Origin of the sequence: Micromonospora sicca, from assembly GCF_003172935.1 — a bacterium.
GTDB lineage: Bacteria > Actinomycetota > Actinomycetes > Mycobacteriales > Micromonosporaceae > Micromonospora > Micromonospora sicca.
Genome location: NZ_QGKS01000346.1, coordinates 76,894 through 95,049, shown reverse-complemented (window position 1 = coordinate 95,049; position 18,156 = coordinate 76,894). Strand labels below are relative to the sequence as shown.

General features: G+C 70.0%; 17 protein-coding genes and 3 pseudogenes. 12 read left to right on the top strand and 8 right to left on the bottom strand.

Going from position 1 to position 18,156, the window contains the following annotated elements; translation table 11 throughout:
• A partial coding sequence (locus tag DKT69_RS28425) for a transposase (RefSeq protein WP_146231234.1) occupies window positions 1–581 on the top strand: 581 nt, incomplete at its 5' end.
• Between the two features lie 489 nt (window positions 582–1,070).
• On the opposite strand, the gene DKT69_RS28420 is transcribed toward DKT69_RS28425, so the two are convergent.
• Together DKT69_RS28420 and DKT69_RS40225 are read right to left on the bottom strand one after the other, a co-directional pair.
• Window positions 1,071–2,318, bottom strand: a complete 1,248-nt coding sequence (locus tag DKT69_RS28420; protein ID WP_236648413.1) for an IS110 family RNA-guided transposase — start codon at window positions 2,316–2,318, stop codon at window positions 1,071–1,073.
• A 312-nt stretch (window positions 2,319–2,630) separates the two neighbouring features.
• A pseudogene (locus tag DKT69_RS40225) lies at window positions 2,631–2,789 on the bottom strand (response regulator transcription factor); the annotation flags it as partial.
• Window positions 2,790–2,950: 161 nt separating this feature from the next.
• Here DKT69_RS40225 and DKT69_RS40710 point away from each other — a divergent pair.
• Window positions 2,951–5,004: pseudogene (locus DKT69_RS40710) on the top strand (beta-propeller domain-containing protein).
• 331 nt (window positions 5,005–5,335) lie between these two features.
• Window positions 5,336–5,683, top strand: a complete 348-nt coding sequence (locus DKT69_RS28405; protein WP_236648408.1) for a hypothetical protein — start codon at window positions 5,336–5,338, stop codon at window positions 5,681–5,683.
• 262 nt (window positions 5,684–5,945) lie between these two features.
• On the opposite strand, the gene DKT69_RS28400 is transcribed toward DKT69_RS28405, so the two are convergent.
• Window positions 5,946–6,815, bottom strand: coding sequence for an NAD(P)-dependent oxidoreductase (locus DKT69_RS28400; protein WP_109804539.1), 870 nt, complete (start codon window positions 6,813–6,815; stop codon window positions 5,946–5,948).
• 498 nt (window positions 6,816–7,313) lie between these two features.
• Window positions 7,314–7,808 carry a hypothetical protein gene (locus tag DKT69_RS28395; RefSeq protein ID WP_109804538.1) on the bottom strand — a complete coding sequence of 165 codons (495 nt, stop codon included), beginning with the start codon at window positions 7,806–7,808 and terminating at the stop codon, window positions 7,314–7,316.
• A gap of 278 nt (window positions 7,809–8,086) precedes the next feature.
• Between DKT69_RS28395 and DKT69_RS28390 the strand changes: the two genes are divergently transcribed.
• The 8 genes and pseudogenes from DKT69_RS28390 to DKT69_RS40700 all read left to right on the top strand — a co-directional run bounded on the left by DKT69_RS28390 (window position 8,087) and on the right by DKT69_RS40700 (window position 12,977).
• Entirely contained in the window at window positions 8,087–8,950 is an 864-nt protein-coding gene (locus DKT69_RS28390) for an IS5 family transposase (RefSeq protein WP_109804537.1), read from the top strand.
• A 519-nt stretch (window positions 8,951–9,469) separates the two neighbouring features.
• A pseudogene (locus DKT69_RS28385) lies at window positions 9,470–9,682 on the top strand (hypothetical protein); the annotation flags it as partial.
• A 624-nt stretch (window positions 9,683–10,306) separates the two neighbouring features.
• Window positions 10,307–10,729 carry a DUF2267 domain-containing protein gene (locus DKT69_RS28380; RefSeq protein WP_109804536.1) on the top strand — a complete coding sequence of 141 codons (423 nt, stop codon included), beginning with the start codon at window positions 10,307–10,309 and terminating at the stop codon, window positions 10,727–10,729.
• Window positions 10,730–10,962: 233 nt separating this feature from the next.
• Complete coding sequence (locus DKT69_RS28375) at window positions 10,963–11,352, top strand: MmcQ/YjbR family DNA-binding protein (protein ID WP_109804535.1); 390 nt, start codon at window positions 10,963–10,965, stop codon at window positions 11,350–11,352.
• Window positions 11,353–11,389: 37 nt separating this feature from the next.
• A complete protein-coding gene (locus tag DKT69_RS28370) occupies window positions 11,390–11,824 on the top strand; it encodes a transposase (protein ID WP_201749905.1) in 435 nt (144 codons plus the stop codon).
• A gap of 267 nt (window positions 11,825–12,091) precedes the next feature.
• On the top strand, window positions 12,092–12,544 hold the full coding sequence (locus tag DKT69_RS40220; RefSeq protein ID WP_236648407.1) for an IS5 family transposase: 453 nt from the start codon (window positions 12,092–12,094) through the stop codon (window positions 12,542–12,544).
• Window positions 12,442–12,846: a transposase gene (locus tag DKT69_RS40215; protein WP_368666282.1), complete on the top strand. Its 405-nt coding sequence runs from the start codon at window positions 12,442–12,444 to the stop codon at window positions 12,844–12,846. Before DKT69_RS40220 ends, DKT69_RS40215 begins: the two co-directional genes overlap by 103 nt.
• On the top strand, window positions 12,846–12,977 hold the full coding sequence (locus tag DKT69_RS40700; RefSeq protein WP_091301484.1) for a hypothetical protein: 132 nt from the start codon (window positions 12,846–12,848) through the stop codon (window positions 12,975–12,977). The genes DKT69_RS40215 and DKT69_RS40700 overlap by 1 nt, the downstream gene beginning before the upstream one ends.
• Before the next feature lie 15 nt (window positions 12,978–12,992).
• Here DKT69_RS40700 and DKT69_RS28360 read toward each other — a convergent pair whose 3' ends face one another.
• The 4 genes from DKT69_RS28360 to DKT69_RS28345 all read right to left on the bottom strand — a co-directional run bounded on the left by DKT69_RS28360 (window position 12,993) and on the right by DKT69_RS28345 (window position 16,508).
• Entirely contained in the window at window positions 12,993–13,736 is a 744-nt protein-coding gene (locus tag DKT69_RS28360) for a GntR family transcriptional regulator (protein WP_109804534.1), read from the bottom strand.
• Complete coding sequence (gene trpA, locus DKT69_RS28355; RefSeq protein ID WP_109804533.1) at window positions 13,714–14,568, bottom strand: tryptophan synthase subunit alpha; 855 nt, start codon at window positions 14,566–14,568, stop codon at window positions 13,714–13,716. Before trpA ends, DKT69_RS28360 begins: the two co-directional genes overlap by 23 nt.
• Window positions 14,565–15,725: a tryptophan synthase subunit beta gene (trpB, locus tag DKT69_RS28350; protein WP_236648411.1), complete on the bottom strand. Its 1,161-nt coding sequence runs from the start codon at window positions 15,723–15,725 to the stop codon at window positions 14,565–14,567. The genes trpA and trpB overlap by 4 nt, the downstream gene beginning before the upstream one ends.
• A 255-nt stretch (window positions 15,726–15,980) precedes the next feature.
• Entirely contained in the window at window positions 15,981–16,508 is a 528-nt protein-coding gene (locus DKT69_RS28345; RefSeq protein WP_109804531.1) for a winged helix-turn-helix transcriptional regulator, read from the bottom strand.
• A gap of 83 nt (window positions 16,509–16,591) precedes the next feature.
• Here DKT69_RS28345 and DKT69_RS28340 point away from each other — a divergent pair, with 83 nt between their 5' ends.
• Window positions 16,592–18,025: an MFS transporter gene (locus DKT69_RS28340; RefSeq protein WP_109804530.1), complete on the top strand. Its 1,434-nt coding sequence runs from the start codon at window positions 16,592–16,594 to the stop codon at window positions 18,023–18,025.
• Window positions 18,026–18,156: the final 131 nt, after the last annotated feature.

The following is an 18,156-nucleotide window of genomic DNA, read 5'->3' as shown; positions in this document are numbered from 1 at the left end:
ACGCCGTGCTCGCCCGGCAGGGCGTCACCCTGGCGCCCTCGGACATGTTCGGCGCGGCCGGCCGGCGGCAGCTCGACGAGCTGCGGCTCGATCCACCGTTCCAGGCCCGCGTGCTGTCCCTGCTCCGCCTGATCGACGCGTACACCTTCGAGATCGACATGGTCGGCAAGCGGATCAGCGCCGAGTTGAACCACCACGCGGGGTTCCGGGCGGTCCAGGCACTGCCCGGCGTGGGCCCGGTGCTGGGCGCGGTATTCGTCGCCGAGATCGGCGACGTCACCCGGTTCACCCGCCCGCAGCAGCTGTGCTCCTGGGCCGGCATGACACCCCGCCACCGTGAGTCGGACACGAAAGTCCACCGTGGGCGCATCACCAAGCAGGGCAACAACCTCGTCCGCTGGGCCGCGGTCGAGGCCGTCCAACGCGTCCACCACGGGCCCCTCGCCGCCACCAAGGCCCGGCTCGCTGCCCGGCGAGGCAACAACATCGCCAAGGTCGCCGCCGCCCGCGAACTACTCACCCTCGTCTTCTACGGCCTACGCGACGGACACATCCGCTGCCTGGCCACCACCCCGACATGAACACCCCCAGTCCCGGCGCGGCCAGGCGCGAGGTCGTGGTCTGTCTGACCCCCACCGGCGTGGTCGAGTGATTTGATTGACCCCGCCTGGCCGCGGCCGTCTCACTTCATGCCACCAGGGCAGACCCGCGTGGCGAAGGAATGACCGGCACCGGGACCTCCCGGCTCGCCAACTCGTCCACATTATGGACGGTGAAGAACACGGCCACACCCCCACAACTTCACCAGCTGAGCGTGTGTCTCCCGGCGCACCGATTCTGCGCCGCACGGGATCGGCGTCAAGACCAAGCCGCTGACGCGGTCGACCTCCGGTCGAGCCTTGACCCCGACCCCCTACCGGCGTTTGCCTGCACCGAGCCGGGAACCAGCACAAACCGGTCGCAGCAGTCCGACCAAAAAGGGTTGACACGGCCCCACTGAGACGAAACTGGAGACCGACACGCCCGGCGGCAGCGTCAGGACGAAGTCCTGACGGGGATCTGGGCACCGGTTAAGCGGCCAGTGCGAGTTCGACGGTGTAGCCGAGTTCCTGGAGCTGGCGGATCAGCTGGTTCTTGCGGATCTCGGGGTTGTCTCTTCGGGTGTAGTAGTCGGCGCCGAGGTCGGTGTAGTCGACCCCGGCATGCAGCAGGTGCCACACGATCACGCACAGCGTGTGGGCGATCGCGACGATGGCCTTCTTCACGGCGACCTGGTTACGGGCGCCGCCGAAGCGGCGTAACAGTCGTTGGTAGCGGGCCTTGAGCCGGGTGTCGGTGCGCACCGCAGCCCAGGCGGCCTCGACGAAGACGGACTTGAGGTACTGGTTGCCCTTGCGGGCCTTACCCGTCTTGCGCTTTCCGGCCGATTCGTGATTGCCGGGGCACAGCCCGATCCAGGACGCCAGGTGCCCTCCGGATGGGAACCAGGACATGTCCACTCCGATCTCGGAGATGATCGCGGCGGAGGCCCGCTCAGCGATGCCGGGCACGGTGCACAACCGACGCCGCGGCACCTCGAACGGGACGATCATCGTTTCAACCTGGGCCTCTACACGCCCGATCGCGGCGGCCAGATGGTCGATGTGGTCCAAGTGCAAGCGGCACATCAAACCGTGGTGGGCGTTGAACCGGCCGCCCAACGCCAACGTCAGGTCCGGGATCTTCTTGCGCAACCGACCTCGAGCCAGCTCGGCCAGCACCGCAGGGTCACGCTCGCCGGACACGAGCGCTTCGATCATGTGACGGGCCGACACGCCCAGCGATTCGGAAGCCACCGAGTCCACCTTGATCCCAGCGTCTTCGAGAACCTTGCACAGCCGCTGAGTCTCCCGAGTGCGTTCCTGCACCAGACTTGAGCGGTAGCGGGTCAGGTCCCGAATCGCGACCAGGTGCTCGGGTGGGGTGAAGCTGCCCCGAAGCAGACCCACCTCCAGCAACTGAGCCAGCCACGCCGCGTCACCAACGTCTGTTTTGCGGCCCGGGACGTTCTTGACGTGCGCGGCGTTGCAGACCAGAACCTCGAACCGTTCGGCCTCGGCCAACGCATGCCACACCGGCCGCCAGTAGATCCCGGTCGCTTCCATCGCCACGTGGGTGACGCCGAGCGCGGTCAGCCACTCCACCATCTCCCGCAGCGCGGTAAAGAACGTCGCGTAACGGCGTACCTGCTGATGCCGTCCGCGTCGCGCCCCAGGCGTGCGCACCGCGACCGTGATCTGCTTCTTGTGAACGTCGATCCCAGCGGCGTTCTCGTACATGATCTCCACGTTGGACCTCCCTACAGCTGCGCCATCCAAGGCGTGCTGCCCGCGGAGCCCACATAGATCAAGACACTGAGACACGCGCTCGTAGCAGCAACCCGGGGAACCCGGCGGAGGGACTCCCGCGTCAATCTCCTTCACGGCCTTAACCAATCAGGCCAAGCGGGGTCGACGTCGGCGAGCAACACGCTGAATCCAGTTTCATCCACCCGTTGGGAGGCCCGCCAGGGCCATGGAATCTCCTTCAGGAATGACAGACCAGAGCCTGCCGTGTCCGCTGGCGTGGTACTCAGCAGAGAGCAGACGGGCTACCTCCACGGCGTGGTGAACGCGGTTGTTGAGGTCCAGTTTGGTCAGCAGCCGGGACACGTGGCTTTTGACGGTCGGTTCGCTCATGCCCAGCTCGGCGCCGATCTTCGCGTTCGACATGCCACTCCCGAGCGCGACGGCCACCTCCCGCTCGCGGTCGCGCGCTGGGTCGTCGAGTCGGGCCGACCGGTGGCCGTACCGGCCCTGACCAGCTGCCCCGGCCCGAGAACCCGGACCGGGGCAGGCACGTCGTAGGACGCATGACAGGTAGCAGCGTCCACGTACTGCATCCAACGCCCGCCACCGGGATCCCCCGAGTCATGACTCCGGCCCGAGTCATGGGACTGGCCCTGGTCGCCAGCCTGGCCCTGGTCACCGGCTGTACGGCGGAGCCGGTCCCCGCGCCACCACGTGACCGGGGAGTGCCCGCTGGCGGGTTCCGGCTCGTCGCGTTCGACTCCTGCGCGGAGGCGCTGCAGCAGCTCAAGGCGGCCGCCAAGGCGTACGTCGGGCCCTGGGGGTTCGGGCCGTACGGGGACATGCGTACCTTCGATAACGCGGAACGGGCCGGGGCGCCCGCCGGAGCGAAGCGTGCGGATGCGGGGCCCGGGGGCAACGCGGCAGCTCAGGGCGACGCGGCGGCCGGGGCTGCCGGCGCCGGCTACTCGGGCACCAACACCCACGAGGCCGGGGTCGACGAACCGGACCTGGTCAAGACCGACGGCAAGCGGATCGTCACCATCAATCGAGGCAGCCTGTACGTGGTTGACCCGGCCACCCGCCAGCTGACCGGGGAACTGAAACTGGCACCCGGCGGGTTCGGCGGGGCCGAAGACAGCCTGCTGCTGCAGGGTGACCGGGCGCTGGTGCTGCTCCGCGAGGGGTGGGTTGGAACGGCGAAAGACGCCGTCCCCGAGGGAGTCGGGCGCCCCGCCCCGGCAGACGGGGGCTCTGCCGCGATTCCGGACGGCATCGTCGGCCCCCGGCTGATCATGGTCGACCTTTCCGCCGCGCCGAAGGCCATCGGCGAATACCGGATCGACGGCAATCTGGTGGACGCCCGCCAGGTGGGCACGACGGTCCGTGTCGTAGTCCGCTCCGCGCCCCGGCTGAGCTTCCCGTACCGGGAACGGGCCACCGACGAGCAGCGTACCGCCGCCAACCGCGAGATCATCGACAACGCCACCGCGGACGACTGGCTGCCCCGGTACGAGGTCACCTCCGGCGGGCGAACCAGCACCGGACGGGTCGGCTGCGACCGGGTGAGCCGGCCGGCCAGCTACTCCGGTACGTCGCTGGTGACCGTGCTCAGCTTCGACCTCAGTGCGGCCACGCTCGCCGGCGGCGACCCGGTCACCGTGATCGCCGACGGCGACACCGTCTACAGCAACGGACCTAGGCTGTACGTCGCCAATGACCAGCGCTGGCGGGTGCTGCCGATGGTGACCGCACGGAACGTCGCACCCGGTCCCAAGGACGAGACCACCGAGATCTACCAGTTCGACACCTCGGGGGCGGATGGCCCGCGGTACCTCGCCGCCGCGTCCGTACCGGGCTGGCTGATCAACCAGTACGCCATGTCGGAGTGGGACGGGCACCTGCGAGTGGCCACCACCAGTGGCCGGACCTGGGGGATAAGCCTGACTCGACGTCCAGCGTGTACGTCCTGCGCGCCGACGGCACGACGCTGACCCAGGTCGGCAAGGTCACCGGACTGGGCAAGCGGGAACGGATCCACGCCGTACGGTTCGTTGGCGGCACCGGGTACGTCGTCACCTTCCGGCAGACCGACCCGCTCTACACCGTCGACCTGCGTGACCCGACGGCGCCGAAGGTGAGCGGCGAACTGAAGATCAACGGGTATTCGGCGTACCTGCACCCGGCCGGCGAAGGACGGCTGCTCGGCGTCGGGCAGGAGGCGTCCGACCGGGGCCGTGTCCAGGGCACCCAGCTTTCGCTTTTCGACGTCTCCGATCCGACCAAGCCGACCCGGATCGCCCAGTATCACGTCAAGCAGGGGCACTCCGAGGCGGAGTTCGACCCGCACGCATTCCTCTACTGGCCGGCCGAACGCCTGGTCGTGGTCCCACTGACCGTCTACGGCGCAGGCGCCGTGAGCAAACCTGGTGCGGTGAAGGACCTGGGCAGGCCGGGCCTGCCGACCAACGTGGCGGTGGCTCTGCGGGTCGGCGACGGCGGGTTCACCGAGGTCGGCACGGTCGACCACACGCTGGGCACCGGACGTCCCGAGCATCTGGCGCCGATCCGCCGGTCACTGGTGGTCGACGGGGTGCTCTGGACCGTCTCCGATGCTGGCCTCAAGGCGACCAGCCTCTCCTCCATGAAGACCCTCGGCTGGCTGCGTACGGCGTGACCCGCATGGTGGTGTCCGTGGTGACCCGCCGTGGGACGGCGCCGCCGTGCATCGCGGCCAGCCACAGTCACGGCCTCGTGGTCGCCACGATGCTCGGCCTCGTCGCCTCGCCATAGCGTCTGGTGAACGCCTCGGCAGTGGCGAGGTCCGAGTGCCGGGGGCAGGTTCCAGGTGATCAGGTCGGACCCGGGCGAAGAGCTGGGCTGACCGTGAACGGGATCAGAGGCATCGTGGGTGGGCGCGGCGGTTGCCCGCCGCGCACCGCCTGGCGTCCGCACCGACCACGAGTGATCGGGCCCATGGTGATCACGCGGCGGGTAACGTGAACGTTGTGGAGGATCTCGGCGCGAAGGTCTCGTACCTTGCGGTCGCCCTCGGCACCCGGGTCTACGACGTCGACTCGGCACCCGTCGGCGTGGTCGAGCACGTGCTCGCGGACGAACGGGCGGACATCCTCCACGGCATCGTCGTGGCACCGCCGGAGCCGGGGTCCCACCGCTTCGCCCACCGCGAGCAGATCGCCGACCTGTACGAGCGGGGGGTGGTGCTGTCGGTGCCCGGTGCCGAGATGCACGAGCCGGGCGAGGACACGCCGGCCAGAGAGGTCGAGGCCACGGGTGACGACCCGGTGCAGGTGGGCCTCCGCCGCGCCTGGGAGTGGCTGAGTCAACCACGCTGAACCTGGCGGGCAGTTCACACCATGTGAACGCATGATCGGCCCGTCGAGGCAGGCGCGGTGGGTCCCCGAGACCGACGAGTAGTAGCTTCCGTTCCGCTGGCATTGCCTGCTGCCCTGCGAGACGGAGCCAGCGTAGGTCGCTTCGTAGCCGGTGCAGGCGGACGGTGGCGGGTTGCCGCCGGGCAGAGCCTATGACGAGCGGTACTTGGCAGGCGAGGAAGAGTTCAACGGCCACCTGACGGGCCTGCAGCACGGCCCGGTCTCAGGCTGATCGGGCAGTGTCGGTGATGTGCGCGATCACGGCCGAGTAGTCCCGGTCGCCAAGGTCGGCCTCCTGGGCTGACGCGACCCACTGCCGGGCGGCCGCCGCGACCGGCAGTTCGACGCCTGCCGACTCGGCGGCCGACACGACCAGATCGGCGTCCTTGCGGGCGAGTGACAGCGCGAACCGGAGCGGGAATTGATCGGACTCGATCGCTGGTCGTCGCCGATCCGCTTGCGAGCCGACGGGAGTCACGGACAAGACCTCGAACGCGGTGTCACGCGGCAGTCCGAGCCCATCCGCGAGGGCGAGCGCCTCACCGAGAACAGCGAGCACTCCGAAGAGGGTCGAATTGGCTACCAGTTTGGCGGTCGCGCCGGCACCGAGCGGTCCGACATGCATCGGCGAGCCAAGCGCGGCCAACACCGGCATCCACCGTTGGGCGAGCGGCTCCGGCCCTCCGACGAATATCCGTAGCGAACCGGACTCGGCCTCCGAGACGCTGCCCAGCACCGGCGCATCGAGCAGGCCAACACCATCCGGCAGCATCGCGGCCAACCGTCGCACGGCAGCCGGCCCGACCGTGGACATCTCAGCGAGCGCCGTCGACGCGGTAGCACCGGCGAGGATGCCCTGCGGGCCCTCGACCACCTCTTGCAGCGCGGCCGGGTCGGACAGCATGGTGATGACCAAATCGGCCCGGCGGGCAGCCTCTGCCGGACTGTCGGCAGCGACCGCGCCACGCGCCACAAGATCGCTGGCCCTCTGCGGCGTGCGGTTCCAGACAACGAGGTCATGGCCGGCATCGAGCAGCCGGCCCGCCATCCGGCTACCCATTCCACCCAGACCGATCACAGCGACCGTGGCCATGGCGCCATCCTGCCAATTTCGCCCGGGCAATGCCGCACAAAAGCGCCGGCTCGTCTACATCGATCATCAGCTCCGTGGCCCTGAGGGTCGGCGGGCAGAGCGTGCCGGCAAGGCGATCCGCGGCCCGGCGAGGGATGTCATGATCTCCCACGCCGCTGCGGCAGTAGGCCGCGGCAAGGGCTTCGCCGTCCATGAGGCGCTCGACCAGGCGGGCGGCGTCGCCGGGCCGTTGCTGGTCGCCGCCGTACTGGCCGCCACCGCTTACGACTACCGGCCCGCGTTCTTCACCTTGGCCGTGCCCGGCGTGCCGGTGATGCTCCTGCTGCTGTGGCTACGCAGGTCATCGTCGGCGAGGAACCGTTCGTCATCCTCGGGGCGATGGCCGGGGGATAGCCCGGCGTTCGGCGAGAGGTCAGGCGCCGCAGCCCGGCCGAGGTCGAATCTGCCTCGACCGGGCGCAGGGTGCCTGGCCGCTGCGGTGTCCCTGCCCGGCCCGCTTCAGCCGAGGGGGCTGAAGCTGCGGCCGTCGAGGACGTTGATGAGATCGTCGTCGCGGGTCACCTCGTAGCCGCGCTGGCGCAGCTCGGCCACCAGCTCGGCTTCACGGTCGAGCGGGATCTCGAGGATGTCGCCGTTGAGGGCCGTGAACTCGCGTCTTCCGAACCGGGCCCGCAGGTCCTGCGGCAGCAGCTCGAACGCCCGCTCCGTGACCATCGGGGGCCAGTCTCCCTCCACAACCGCACCAACTTCGTTGATGTTGAACGGCTTGTCGTCGGCGAACCCGTCCTCGGGGTCGTGGTACTCCGGGCCTGCGGGGTTCCACAGGTGGGTGGTCTGGACCTGCCGGGCTTCGCCCCAGGTGCGGACGGAGGCCAGCGCCTTGATCTCCTCGGCCTCCGCGGGGGCGGTGTCGGCGTCGGCGAAGGCGAGGCAGTCGTGCATCTGTGCGTGGCCGTAGACCAGGCGCCGGGGGTTCGGGTGGTGCGTCGTCATGGCGCACATCGTGCCGCAGGGGTACGACATTCAAGATCAAGGGGGTCAGGGCCCAGCCTGAAGATCGAATGGGCAGAGCGTCGGCGCCTGCGGCGGTGACGATTCCGCCGCTTGACCGGTGCCCGATCCCCTCCGGAGCGGATCCAGGCGGTCCCGTCACCCCGTCTAATTGCCGTCCCGTCACCCCGTCTAAGAGGGCGTCTTGGTCGGGTTGGATGTAGTACACGCTGATTGGCGTGTTGCGGGGAGTGGGAGGTGTGGATCGTGATGATCGATGCATGACGACCCCTCGCCGTCCGTATCGCACTGATCTGTCCGATGCCCGATGGGCGCTGATCGAGCCGACCATGACCGCGTGGCGGGCCGCTCAGGGCGGCCTGGGCCTCAAGAAGCCGGTGCATGACCTGCGGGAAATCGTCAACGCGATCCTGTACGTCAACCGCACCGGCATCGCCTGGGAGTACCTGCCCCACGACTTCCCCCCGTACAAGACCGTGCACGCCTACTTCACCCGCTGGGCCGCGGACGGCACCACCGAGACCATCCACAACCTGCTGCGCGGCAAGGTCCGGCAGACAGCCGGGCGTAACCCGGAGCCCACCGCGGCGATCATCGACTCGCAGAGCGTCAAGACCAGCACCAACGTGCCCGAGTCCAGCCAGGGCATCGACGCCGGCAAGAAGATCAAAGGCCGCAAGCGGCACCTGGCCACCGATGTCCTCGGCCTGCTACTGGTCGTGATCGTCACCGCCGCCAGCGTCTCGGACACCGCCGCCGGCCGTGATGTCATCGACCGCCTCGCCGCCACCCACCGTCACGTCAGCACGGTGTGGGTCGACGCCGGCTACCGCACCACGGTCATCGAACGCGGCGGCGCACACGGCATTGACGTGCAAGTCGTGTCGAAAACCCCAGGCCAGAAAGGCTTCCAACCGCTGCCCAAGCGGTGGGCCATCGAACGCACCAACGGCTGGATCATGCTCCACCGGCGACTCGTCCGCGATTACGAAACGTCACCCGAACACTCCCGCGCCCACATCCACTGGGCCATGATCGACAACATGAGCCGGCGCCTCACCCACGAAGCGACGCCATCCTGGCGTGATGATCACCCCGAAGCGGACACACCGATGCCGATCTGATCAAGATGCCCTCTAATTGCCGTCCCGTCAGATCGGGCAGGTGCCGATCCTGACCTACACGGGGGAGCAGCTGGAGGAGGCCCCCCGCGAGCAGATGGACGTAGCCGAGCGGCTGGTGTGGGCGGGAGCTGCGCGCCGCCCGGCTGACCGAGCGCGGCAAGCGGTCGGCGTCCGAGCTGCGCGCGATGGGGCCGGAGGAGCTGAGCGGCGGCATCGACTACGTGCTGCTAGCTGCGGGAATGAGCCGTCTCCCGTATGTGGAGCGACGGATCGGCGCTCTCTTCCCGAACGCGCAGGTGTTCGACAACGCGGGCGTGCAGCCCGACGAGGCGATCGTGGCGGGGCTGGCCGACACCGCCAGCTACGAGCGACTCAACCTGCACCGCCCGGGGTTCGACTTCGTCGTCGAGTGGGAGGAGGGAGGCCAGGCGGCAGGAGATCCTCTACCCGGCGTACACCCGTTCTACGAGCCCTGGCAAATCCAGAACGGCTACTCCAACCTCGGCTTCGAGCGCCGCGATCGTCGCCACCGACCTGCCCGCCGCGCAGCGCCTGGCCCGGGTGGTCGGCCGCTGGCTGCTCGTCCTGCCGTAGACCGACCCGGGGGAGACCATCGTCTCCGCCGAGGCCGATCAGAACGTACGTCACCGGGTCTTCTGCGACCGACTGATGCCCGCCGGCCGGCGCTGCCTCCTCCGCGCCGGCCACGACGGCCCCTGCTCCCGCCGGCTGCGCCGCTTACCCGGCCTCGCGACGCCGGCTCAGCAATTCGCGGCGGGCCCACCGCTGGCCCAGGCGACGCGCGGAAGTCTCTGCCGTCGAGCAGGTTGATGACTTCGTCGTCGCGGGTGACCTCGTAGCGCGCCCGCGCAGCTTCGCCAACAGTTCGCCCTCCCGTCCCGGTTCATCGGAATGTCGAGGATGTCGCCGTAGCGCGTCTTGGTGATTCGCCCGATCGGGAGGAGGCAGGGTCACCCCCCGCCGCAGGAGGCTGTCGAGGTAACAGTTCGCTCGGCACCCCGAGAGAGGTGAAGTTTGCGTGACTGTCTCTCCTACGCGACGGTCCGGCCCCACCCGATCGGCGGTGGAGGACCTGGATGACCGGATGGGCCGGCTGATGCAGGACTTTCTGGGCGACGGGACGCCCCCGACCATGGCGGTCGCACCAATCGACATGGAAGAGACCGATGACGCCTACATCATCGATATCAACCCGAACAGCGTCGACGCGAGTCTTTCCGGCGGCGTGTTTGACCGTACGCGTGGGCAAAGCGCACCGAACCGAACCGCGGCGCATGGAGGTCAGGGGCTCGTAACTGGCGGTTCGACGGCGATCGGGCCGGAGAGGAGAATCAGGTGGAATACCAGGATTTCATCAACGCAGTGGCAACGCGGGCAAAGGTGTCGACCGATCAGGCGGCGACACTCACCCGCGCGACGTTGGAGACATTGGCAGATCGGATCAGCGCCGGCCAGGCTGAGGACCTTGCCTTTCAGCTTCCGGAAGGGCTTGACGATCCCCTGCGCAAACCGCCACCGCTTAGAGGTAGAGGGGAACATGCCAAGTCGTTCGGGCTCGAGGAGTTCGTGGATCGGGTGGCGGCGGGCCCGGGCGTCGACCGTGCGCTCGCCGGTGCCGGGGTCGGCGCGGTGCTCACCACGCTACGTGAGGCTGTTTCCCGTGACGAGTTCGAGAACGCAATGGCCCAGCTTTCGAAGGATTTCCGGCAGGTGATCGAACCGGTGGGTGCCGGCGGCGGGCGGCGACCCGGCTCATAGCACCCACAGGTGAGGCAGGAGCAGGTGTGCCCGCGTCGCCACGCGGGTACGCCGCTGCCGACTGGACGGGGAGGCGTGGATGGCGATCGAGGCGCCGGACTACTTCCAGCCGGGTCCGCAGGCGGCTCTGTGGCTTCCGGCGGGTCGTCTCGCTGTCGAGTCCTGTCGGCTGGCGGAGCCGCGCGGTGGTTAGGCTGTACGGATGCAGGAGGCGGCGTGCTGGAGCGACCTCGATGGCTGACGCCGACGATGTTCGTCAGCTGGCGCTGGCGCTGCCTCACGTGGTCGAGATCGACAGTGATGGCTTCGACTTCCGGGTCGCCGACAAAGGGTTCGTCTGGTCCTACCCTGAGCGCAGACCCGGTACGTCGCGCCTCATCCGGACCGATATCGCGGTGCTGTACGTCGGCGACGAAGCGGAGAAGCAGGCGTTACTCCTCGGCGAGCCCGAGCTTTTCTTCACCACGCCGGCGTATGACGGGTTGCCCTTGGTCATGCTGCGGTTGACGCAGGTGAGCGTCGATCGTCTGAAGGAGCTCGTCACCGACGCGTGGCGCATGCGTGCCCCGGACCCGCTCGTCGGTGACCTCGATACGGCGCCGACTCGTTTAGCCCAGATCTGAGCAGAGCCGATCACTAGGTTGAGGTAGCGCTCCTCCGATGCCGCAGGCGGAGCTGATCACCGAACTGGTCCAGGTCGACAAGAAGATCAAGGCCGCGGACAAGGAACTGACCGAGCTCGTCGAGACCACCGGCAGCAGCCTGCAGGAGCTCAACGGCATCGGCCCCTCCGGCGCCGCCCGCCTGATCGGTGACGTCGCGGACATCAGCCGCTTCGCCACCCGCGGGCACTTCGCGTCCTGGAACGGCACCGCACCCCTGGACGCGTCGTCCGGTGACCAGCAACGCCACCGCCTGTCCCGAGCCGGGAACCGGCGCATCAACCGGGCGCTGCACATCATGGCCGTCGTCCAACTGCGCCACGGCACCGAAGGACGCGCCTACTACCGGCGCAAACTCGCCGCCGGCAAACACCGATGGAGGCCATGCGCGCGCTCAAGCGACGGCTGTCCGACATTGTCTACAAGCAAATGATCAAAGACGCCAAGAAAGCCGGGACGGGCCCGGGAGGACACGTGGGGGCGACTCTTCAATCCAGCGCGGCCGACCCGATTCCCATGATCGACACTTCGGAACAGTCACTCTCGGATTCGCCGAACCCCAGCCTAGAACACCGTTCCCCGCTCCTGCATGGATGACACAGAGGGGTGCCATGACAGGACGTTTCGTCGGCGGCCGACCTGCCGCCCCTAGGGCGTGTCTCCTGGATCTTGGGTCCTGGTTCGGCTATCCATGTCTGTCGTGAGTGGGCGGTTTGAGCTGACCGACGTCGAGTACGCGCGGATCGCGCCGTTGCTGCCGGCGATGACACCGCAGCGTGGTGGGCGGTGGCGTGATCACCGGCAGGTGATCAACGGGATCGTCTTTCGGGTGCGTACCGGGGTGCCGTGGCGGGACGTGCCGGCACGGTACGGGCCGTGGAAGACGCTGTACAAGCGGTTCGCCCGCTGGCAGGAGGACGGGACCTGGGCGCGGATCGAGGCGATGCTGCAGGCCGACGCGGACGCGGCCGGGGATCTGGACTGGCACGGCAACGCCGATTCCACGATCGTGCGGGCCCACCAGCACGCCGCTGGCGCCCGTAAAGGGGGCTGGACAGTCGTGACACAGCGCGACGGGAAGGACTCGGCAAGTCGCGCGGCGGGTGGACCACGAAGATCCACACGATCGGTGACGGACGAGGCCGGAACCTGACCAGTCACCTGACCCCGGGCCAGGACTCCGACACCCGACAGCTGGTGCGGCTGCTCGACGACGTGGCCGTGGCCCGCCCCGGCGGGATCGGCCGCCCGCGCAAACGCCTCGACTCCCTCTCGGCGGACAAGGCGTACAGCTCGCGCGGCAACCGCCATTCGCTGCGGGCCCGAGGCATCCCGCACGACATCCCCGAAAAGGACGACAGAAGGCCAACCGCGCCCGGAGAGGGTCACGCGGTGGTCGCCCGCCCACGTTCCGTCCGCACCGCTACCGGCAGCGCAACACCATCGAACGGCTGATGAACCGACGCAAGCAGTTCCGCGCCGTGGCCACCAGGTACGACAAGCTCGCCTGCCGCTACCGCGCCACCGTGCAAATCGCCGACATCCTCATCTGGCTACGCGCGAAACCGGACCGCCCCAAACCATGATCCAGGAGACACAGCCTAGTGCTTCAGCCGGCTCCACCGCAGCGACAGCCCGGTGGCGACGCGTTCGGTCCGGATCTCCATGACCGTGCCGAGGATCGTGGCCCGGTCGAAGACGACGGGGGATTCGTCGAGGACGTACGTCGTGCGGTCGGAGACGAACACCGGCGTGCCGGCCGGTTGCCGGAGCAGCTCGGCGGCCGGATCGTCGAGCAGGCCGGGCCGGAGCGTCTCGGTCGCGCGGTGCACCACGAGCCCGGTGCTGGCGATCGCGGCGTACAGCGAGACCGCGCTGAAGTCGGTCTCGGCGATCCGGGCGCCGGTCGGGTCGGGCACCCACGACACCTGGTGCACGGCGCGCCGCCCGGCCAGCAGGCGTACGCGTTCCAGGCGCAGCGCCACCCCGGCCCCGATCCGTTCGACCACCCAGTCCGGGGCGGCGCCGAGGCTCTGGTCGATGATCTCGGTGCTGACCGTCTGCCCCTGCGCCACCAGGTCGTCGGCCAGGCTGCGCAGCGAGTCCAGCCGGTACGCCGCCCGCGGCTCGGCCACGAACGTGCCCCGCCCCGGCTGCTGGCTGAGCAGCCCCTCGTCCTCAAGCACCCGCAACGCCTGCCGCAGCGTGGCCAGCGTGACGCCGTACGACGTGCTCAGGTCGCGCTGCGACGGCAGGGCGGACCCGGCGGCGTACTCGCCGGCCCGGATCCGCTGCCCCAGATCGGCGGCGATCGCCATGTACTTAGGCGCGCGCCGCTCTCGCATATCCATGCTGCTCCACTCGCCCGGCCGTGGAACCGGTCGACGTCCCGGTCGCCACGGTGTCGAGCCCGGCCCGGATCGCGGCGAGGTCGACGGCGACCTCCTCCGGAGTGGCTCCGTCCAGCACCCTACGCATCAGCGCCGAGGCGACCACCACCCCGTCCGCCGTCGCCGCCGCCGCGACCGCGTGCGCCGCGGTCGAGACGCCGAAGCCGATCAGCACCGGCCGGTCGGTGCGCGCGGTGACCGACGCGGCCAGCGCGGTCGCGGTCGCGGCCAGGTCGGCGCGCTCGCCGGTGGTGCCCATGACGCTGACCGCGTAGATGAAGCCGCGGCTGCGGGCGCAGATGTCGTCCAGCCGCTCCGGCGTCGTCGACGGCGCCACCAGCAGGACCAGGTCGACGCCGGCCGCCGCGGCCGCGTCGTCCAGGCCGCCGAGTTCGTCCAGCGGCACGTCCGGCACGATCAGCCCGGACACCCCGGCATCGGCGAGCCGCCGGCAGAACTCGGTGTAACCCAGGCGTACGACCAGGTTGGCGTACGTCATCGCGACGAGCGGCACGCGTACGCGGTCCCGGACGGCGGCCAGGTCGGAAAGGATCCGGTCCGGCGTCACGCGCTGCTCGAGGGCCCGGTCGGACGCCTGCTGGATGGTCACGCCGTCGAGCATCGGGTCGGAGAACGGCAGCCCGACCTCGATCGCGTCCGCCCCCGCCTCCTGGTACGCCAGCAGATGGTCGGTCCAGTCGGCCGTGATGCCGCCGGTGACGTACGGGACGAGCAGCTTGCCCCCGGCGTCCCGGGCGGCCCGGAGGGTCGTTTCCAGGCGGCTCACTGCGCACGCTCCATCAGGGTCGCCATGTCCTTGTCGCCCCGGCCGGACAGCGTCAGCACGACGGTCGCGCCGGGCGGCAGTTCGTCGCTCCCGGCCGTGCGCATCACCCACGCCACCGCGTGCGCCGATTCGAGCGCGCAGAGGATGCCCTCGGCCCGGGCCAGCCGTCGGACGGCGTCGAGCACCTCGTCGTCGGTGACGGTGACGTAGCGGGCGCGCCCGATGTCGCCCAGGTGGGCGTGCTCCGGGCCGATGCCCGGGTAGTCGAGGCCGGCCGAGATCGAGTGCGCCTCGGCGATCTGGCCGTTCGCGTCCTGCAGCACCTTCGAGCGGTAGCCGTGCACGATCCCCGGCGCCCCGTCGGTCATCGCGGCCCCGCCGGCCGCCTCGACGCCGATCAGCCGGGCATCGGTGTCGGCGAAGCCGGCGAACGTGCCGGCCGCGTTGGAGCCGCCGCCGACGCAGGCCACCACGTAATCGGGTACGCCAGCGGTCAGCTCGGTCGCCGTCTGCGTCCGCGCCTCGTCGCCGATGACGCGCTGGAATTCCCGCACCATCCACGGGTACGGGTGCGGGCCCATCACCGACCCCACGCAGTAGTAGGTGTCGTCGACCCGGGCCACCCACTGGCGCATGGCCTCGTTGCAGGCGTCCTTGAGCGTACGGCTGCCGCTGTGCACTGCGACGACCTCGGCGCCGAGCATCTTCATCCGGAACACGTTGAGTTCCTGGCGCTCGGTGTCCTCCGCGCCCATGTAGACGGTGCAGTCCATGCCGAGCAGGGCGGCGGCGGTCGCGGTGGCGACGCCGTGCTGGCCGGCGCCGGTCTCGGCGATCAGCCGGGTCTTGCCCATCCGACGCGCGAGCAGGGCCTGCCCGAGTACATTGTTGATCTTGTGGGAGCCGGTGTGCGCCAGATCCTCGCGCTTGAGCAGCAGCGTGATCCCGAGTTCGGCGGAGAGGTTCCACGCCGGCGTCATCGGGGTCGGCCGGCCGGCGTAGACGGTCAGGAGCCGGTCGAGCTGTCCGCGGAACCGGGGATCGGCCCACGCCTCGCGGAACGCCGCCTCGACCGCCTCGCACGCCGGGATCAGCGACTCCGGGACGAACCGGCCGCCGTACTCGCCGAAGCGCCCGAGGTCGGCCGGCTCGCGCATGACCGAGCTGCTCACCTCCGGACGGCCGACGGCCACGAGAAGTTCCCGCATGCGTACCTCCACAGTTCTATAACAGTTCTAGAACTGTGGCACGCCAGCCGGGCGTCGTCAAGCCGCCGCCGGCCTTCACGCCGAGTTCGCGGCCACCGCCCAACACTTCCAATCCCTCGCCAGCGAGCACAGAGGTGCCGAAAGGATCGATTGGCCCATCGCGGCCCCGGCGACCGCGTCTCGACAGCCCACGGCCGGGCCGGCTCAGAGCAGCGGTTGGAGGAGCCGGTGTGGGCGTTGGCGCAGCGCGACGCTGATCGGGTCCTGGCGCGGCTGGGCCGGGACGCCCGGCCCGGTGTGGGCCTCGACGTCGCCGGGTGGCACGTCGACGTGACCGCACGCCGGGCAGCGGCTGGCCGGGTCGAGTTCGGTGCCGCACGCGGCGTGCCGGAAGGTCCGCAGCGGCTCGCCGGTGGCGAAATGCCGCTCGCCCCAGCGCGCCAGCGGGAGGATCACCGACCAGAGTTCGGTGCCCCGGTCGGTGAGTAGGTATTCGTCCCGGGGCGGGGAGCTCTGATAGCGGTGGCGCTGGAGGATGCCCGCCTCGACGAGGGTGGCGAGCCGGTCGGCGAGCACGGCCCGGGGGATGTCCAGGTGGGCGAGGAAGTCGCCGTAGCGGCGTACGCCGTAGAAGGCGTCGCGGACGACGAGCAGCGTCCACCGCTCGCCGACCAGTTCCAGCGCCCTGGCCAGGGAGCAGTTCTGCCCTTCGTAGTTCTTCCCCAGTGCCATGCGGTGATCCTACACCCGGTCGGTTCATTCAATGAACCTTCCCTGCTAGTCTCGGTTCGTTCACCGAACTGAGAGGCTCCCGAATGTCGACACCCGCCGGCGTCACCGCACCGTCCGCCGCTCCGGTCCCGGACGCCACCCGCTCGGGCTCCCGGGCCCTGTTCGCGGTCTGTGCCGCGACCCTGCTCGTTCTCATGAACTACACCGCACCGGTGGCCGTGCTGCCGCAGACCGCGCGGAGCCTCGGGGCGGGCATCACCACCCAGACCTGGTTGATCAACGCGATCACCCTCGGGCTCGCGGCCACCCTGCTGGTGGCGGGCAGCCTCGGCGACGATTTCGGACGCCGTCGGATATTCCGGGCCGGCCTCGCGCTGCTCGCCGTCAGTACCCTCGGCGCCGCCGTCGCCCCCAACGCCGGCACCTTCGTCGCCGCCCGCGTGCTGCAGGGGGTGGCCAGCGCCGCGATCCTCGCCGCCGGGCTCGGCCTGCTCGGGCACGCCTTCCACACCAACCATGGACGGTCCCACGCCACGGCCCGCTGGGCGTCGATGCTCGGCGCCGGCATCGCCCTCGGACCGCTGACCTCGGCCGTCCTGACCGGTCTCGGCAGTTGGCGCTGGTCCCACCTGGTGCTCGCGGCGCTGGCCGCGGTGCTGGCCGTGCTCAGCGGCCGGCTGCTCGCCGAGTCCCGCGCCGAGCGTCCGGCCCACATCGACGTATCCGGGGTACTGACCCTCGCCGCGGGCCTGTCGCTGCTGCTCATCGCCGTCACCGCCGGACGCACCGGCTGGCTGCGGCCCGCGGTGCTGATCCCCCTGGTGCTCGGGGCGCTGCTGCTCGCCGCCTTCGTGGCGATCGAGGCCCGCGGCCGGGCGCCGATGCTCGACCTCGCCCTGTTCCGCCGGCCGGACTTCCGGATCGCCACCATCGGCGCGTTCTTCACCGGGCTCGCCGCGATCGGCCCGAGCACCGTCCTGCCCACTTTGGTGCAGCGGTTGGTCGGCATGAGCGCGCTGGGCACCGCCGGCCTGGCCTTCCTCTGGGCGGGGGCCTCGTTCGTGGTCAGCAACCAGATGCGCCACCACGGCACGCGCTTCGCGCCCACCCGGCAACTCGTCCTCGGCTTCGCCCTGACCGCCGCCGGCTACCTGGCCATGGTCGGCTATGCCGATGCGCATTCCTGGGTCCGCACCATCCCCGGCCTGCTCATCTCCGGGGCGGGCAGTGGCCTGCTCAACGCGGCACTCGCCCGGCTCGCCATCACGAGCGTCCCCCTGGACCGGGTCGCGATGGGCTCCGGCGCCAACAACACCGCCCGCTACGTCGGGTCCGCCCTCGGCGTCGCCGCCAGCATCACCGTGGCCTCCAGCCTGCTGCCGGCCGGCCAGACCGCCGGCTTCTCGGCCCACGGCGCCGACGCGGTCCTGCTGCTCGGCGCCGGTGTGGCCGTGCTCGGCGGCGCGGCGGCCCTGATCCGCCGCCGGGTCACCGCACCGGCCCCGGCCGTGGGCTGACCCGGGACCGGCCGCGGGCCGAGGCACCGGTCCGCGGCCGTGACGGGCGAGAGCAGGATCTTGTCGTCGTTGTCACGTTGGCCCTGGCCAGGGCGGACGGCATCGCCGGCACCCGCCCGACGGCAGGTGTG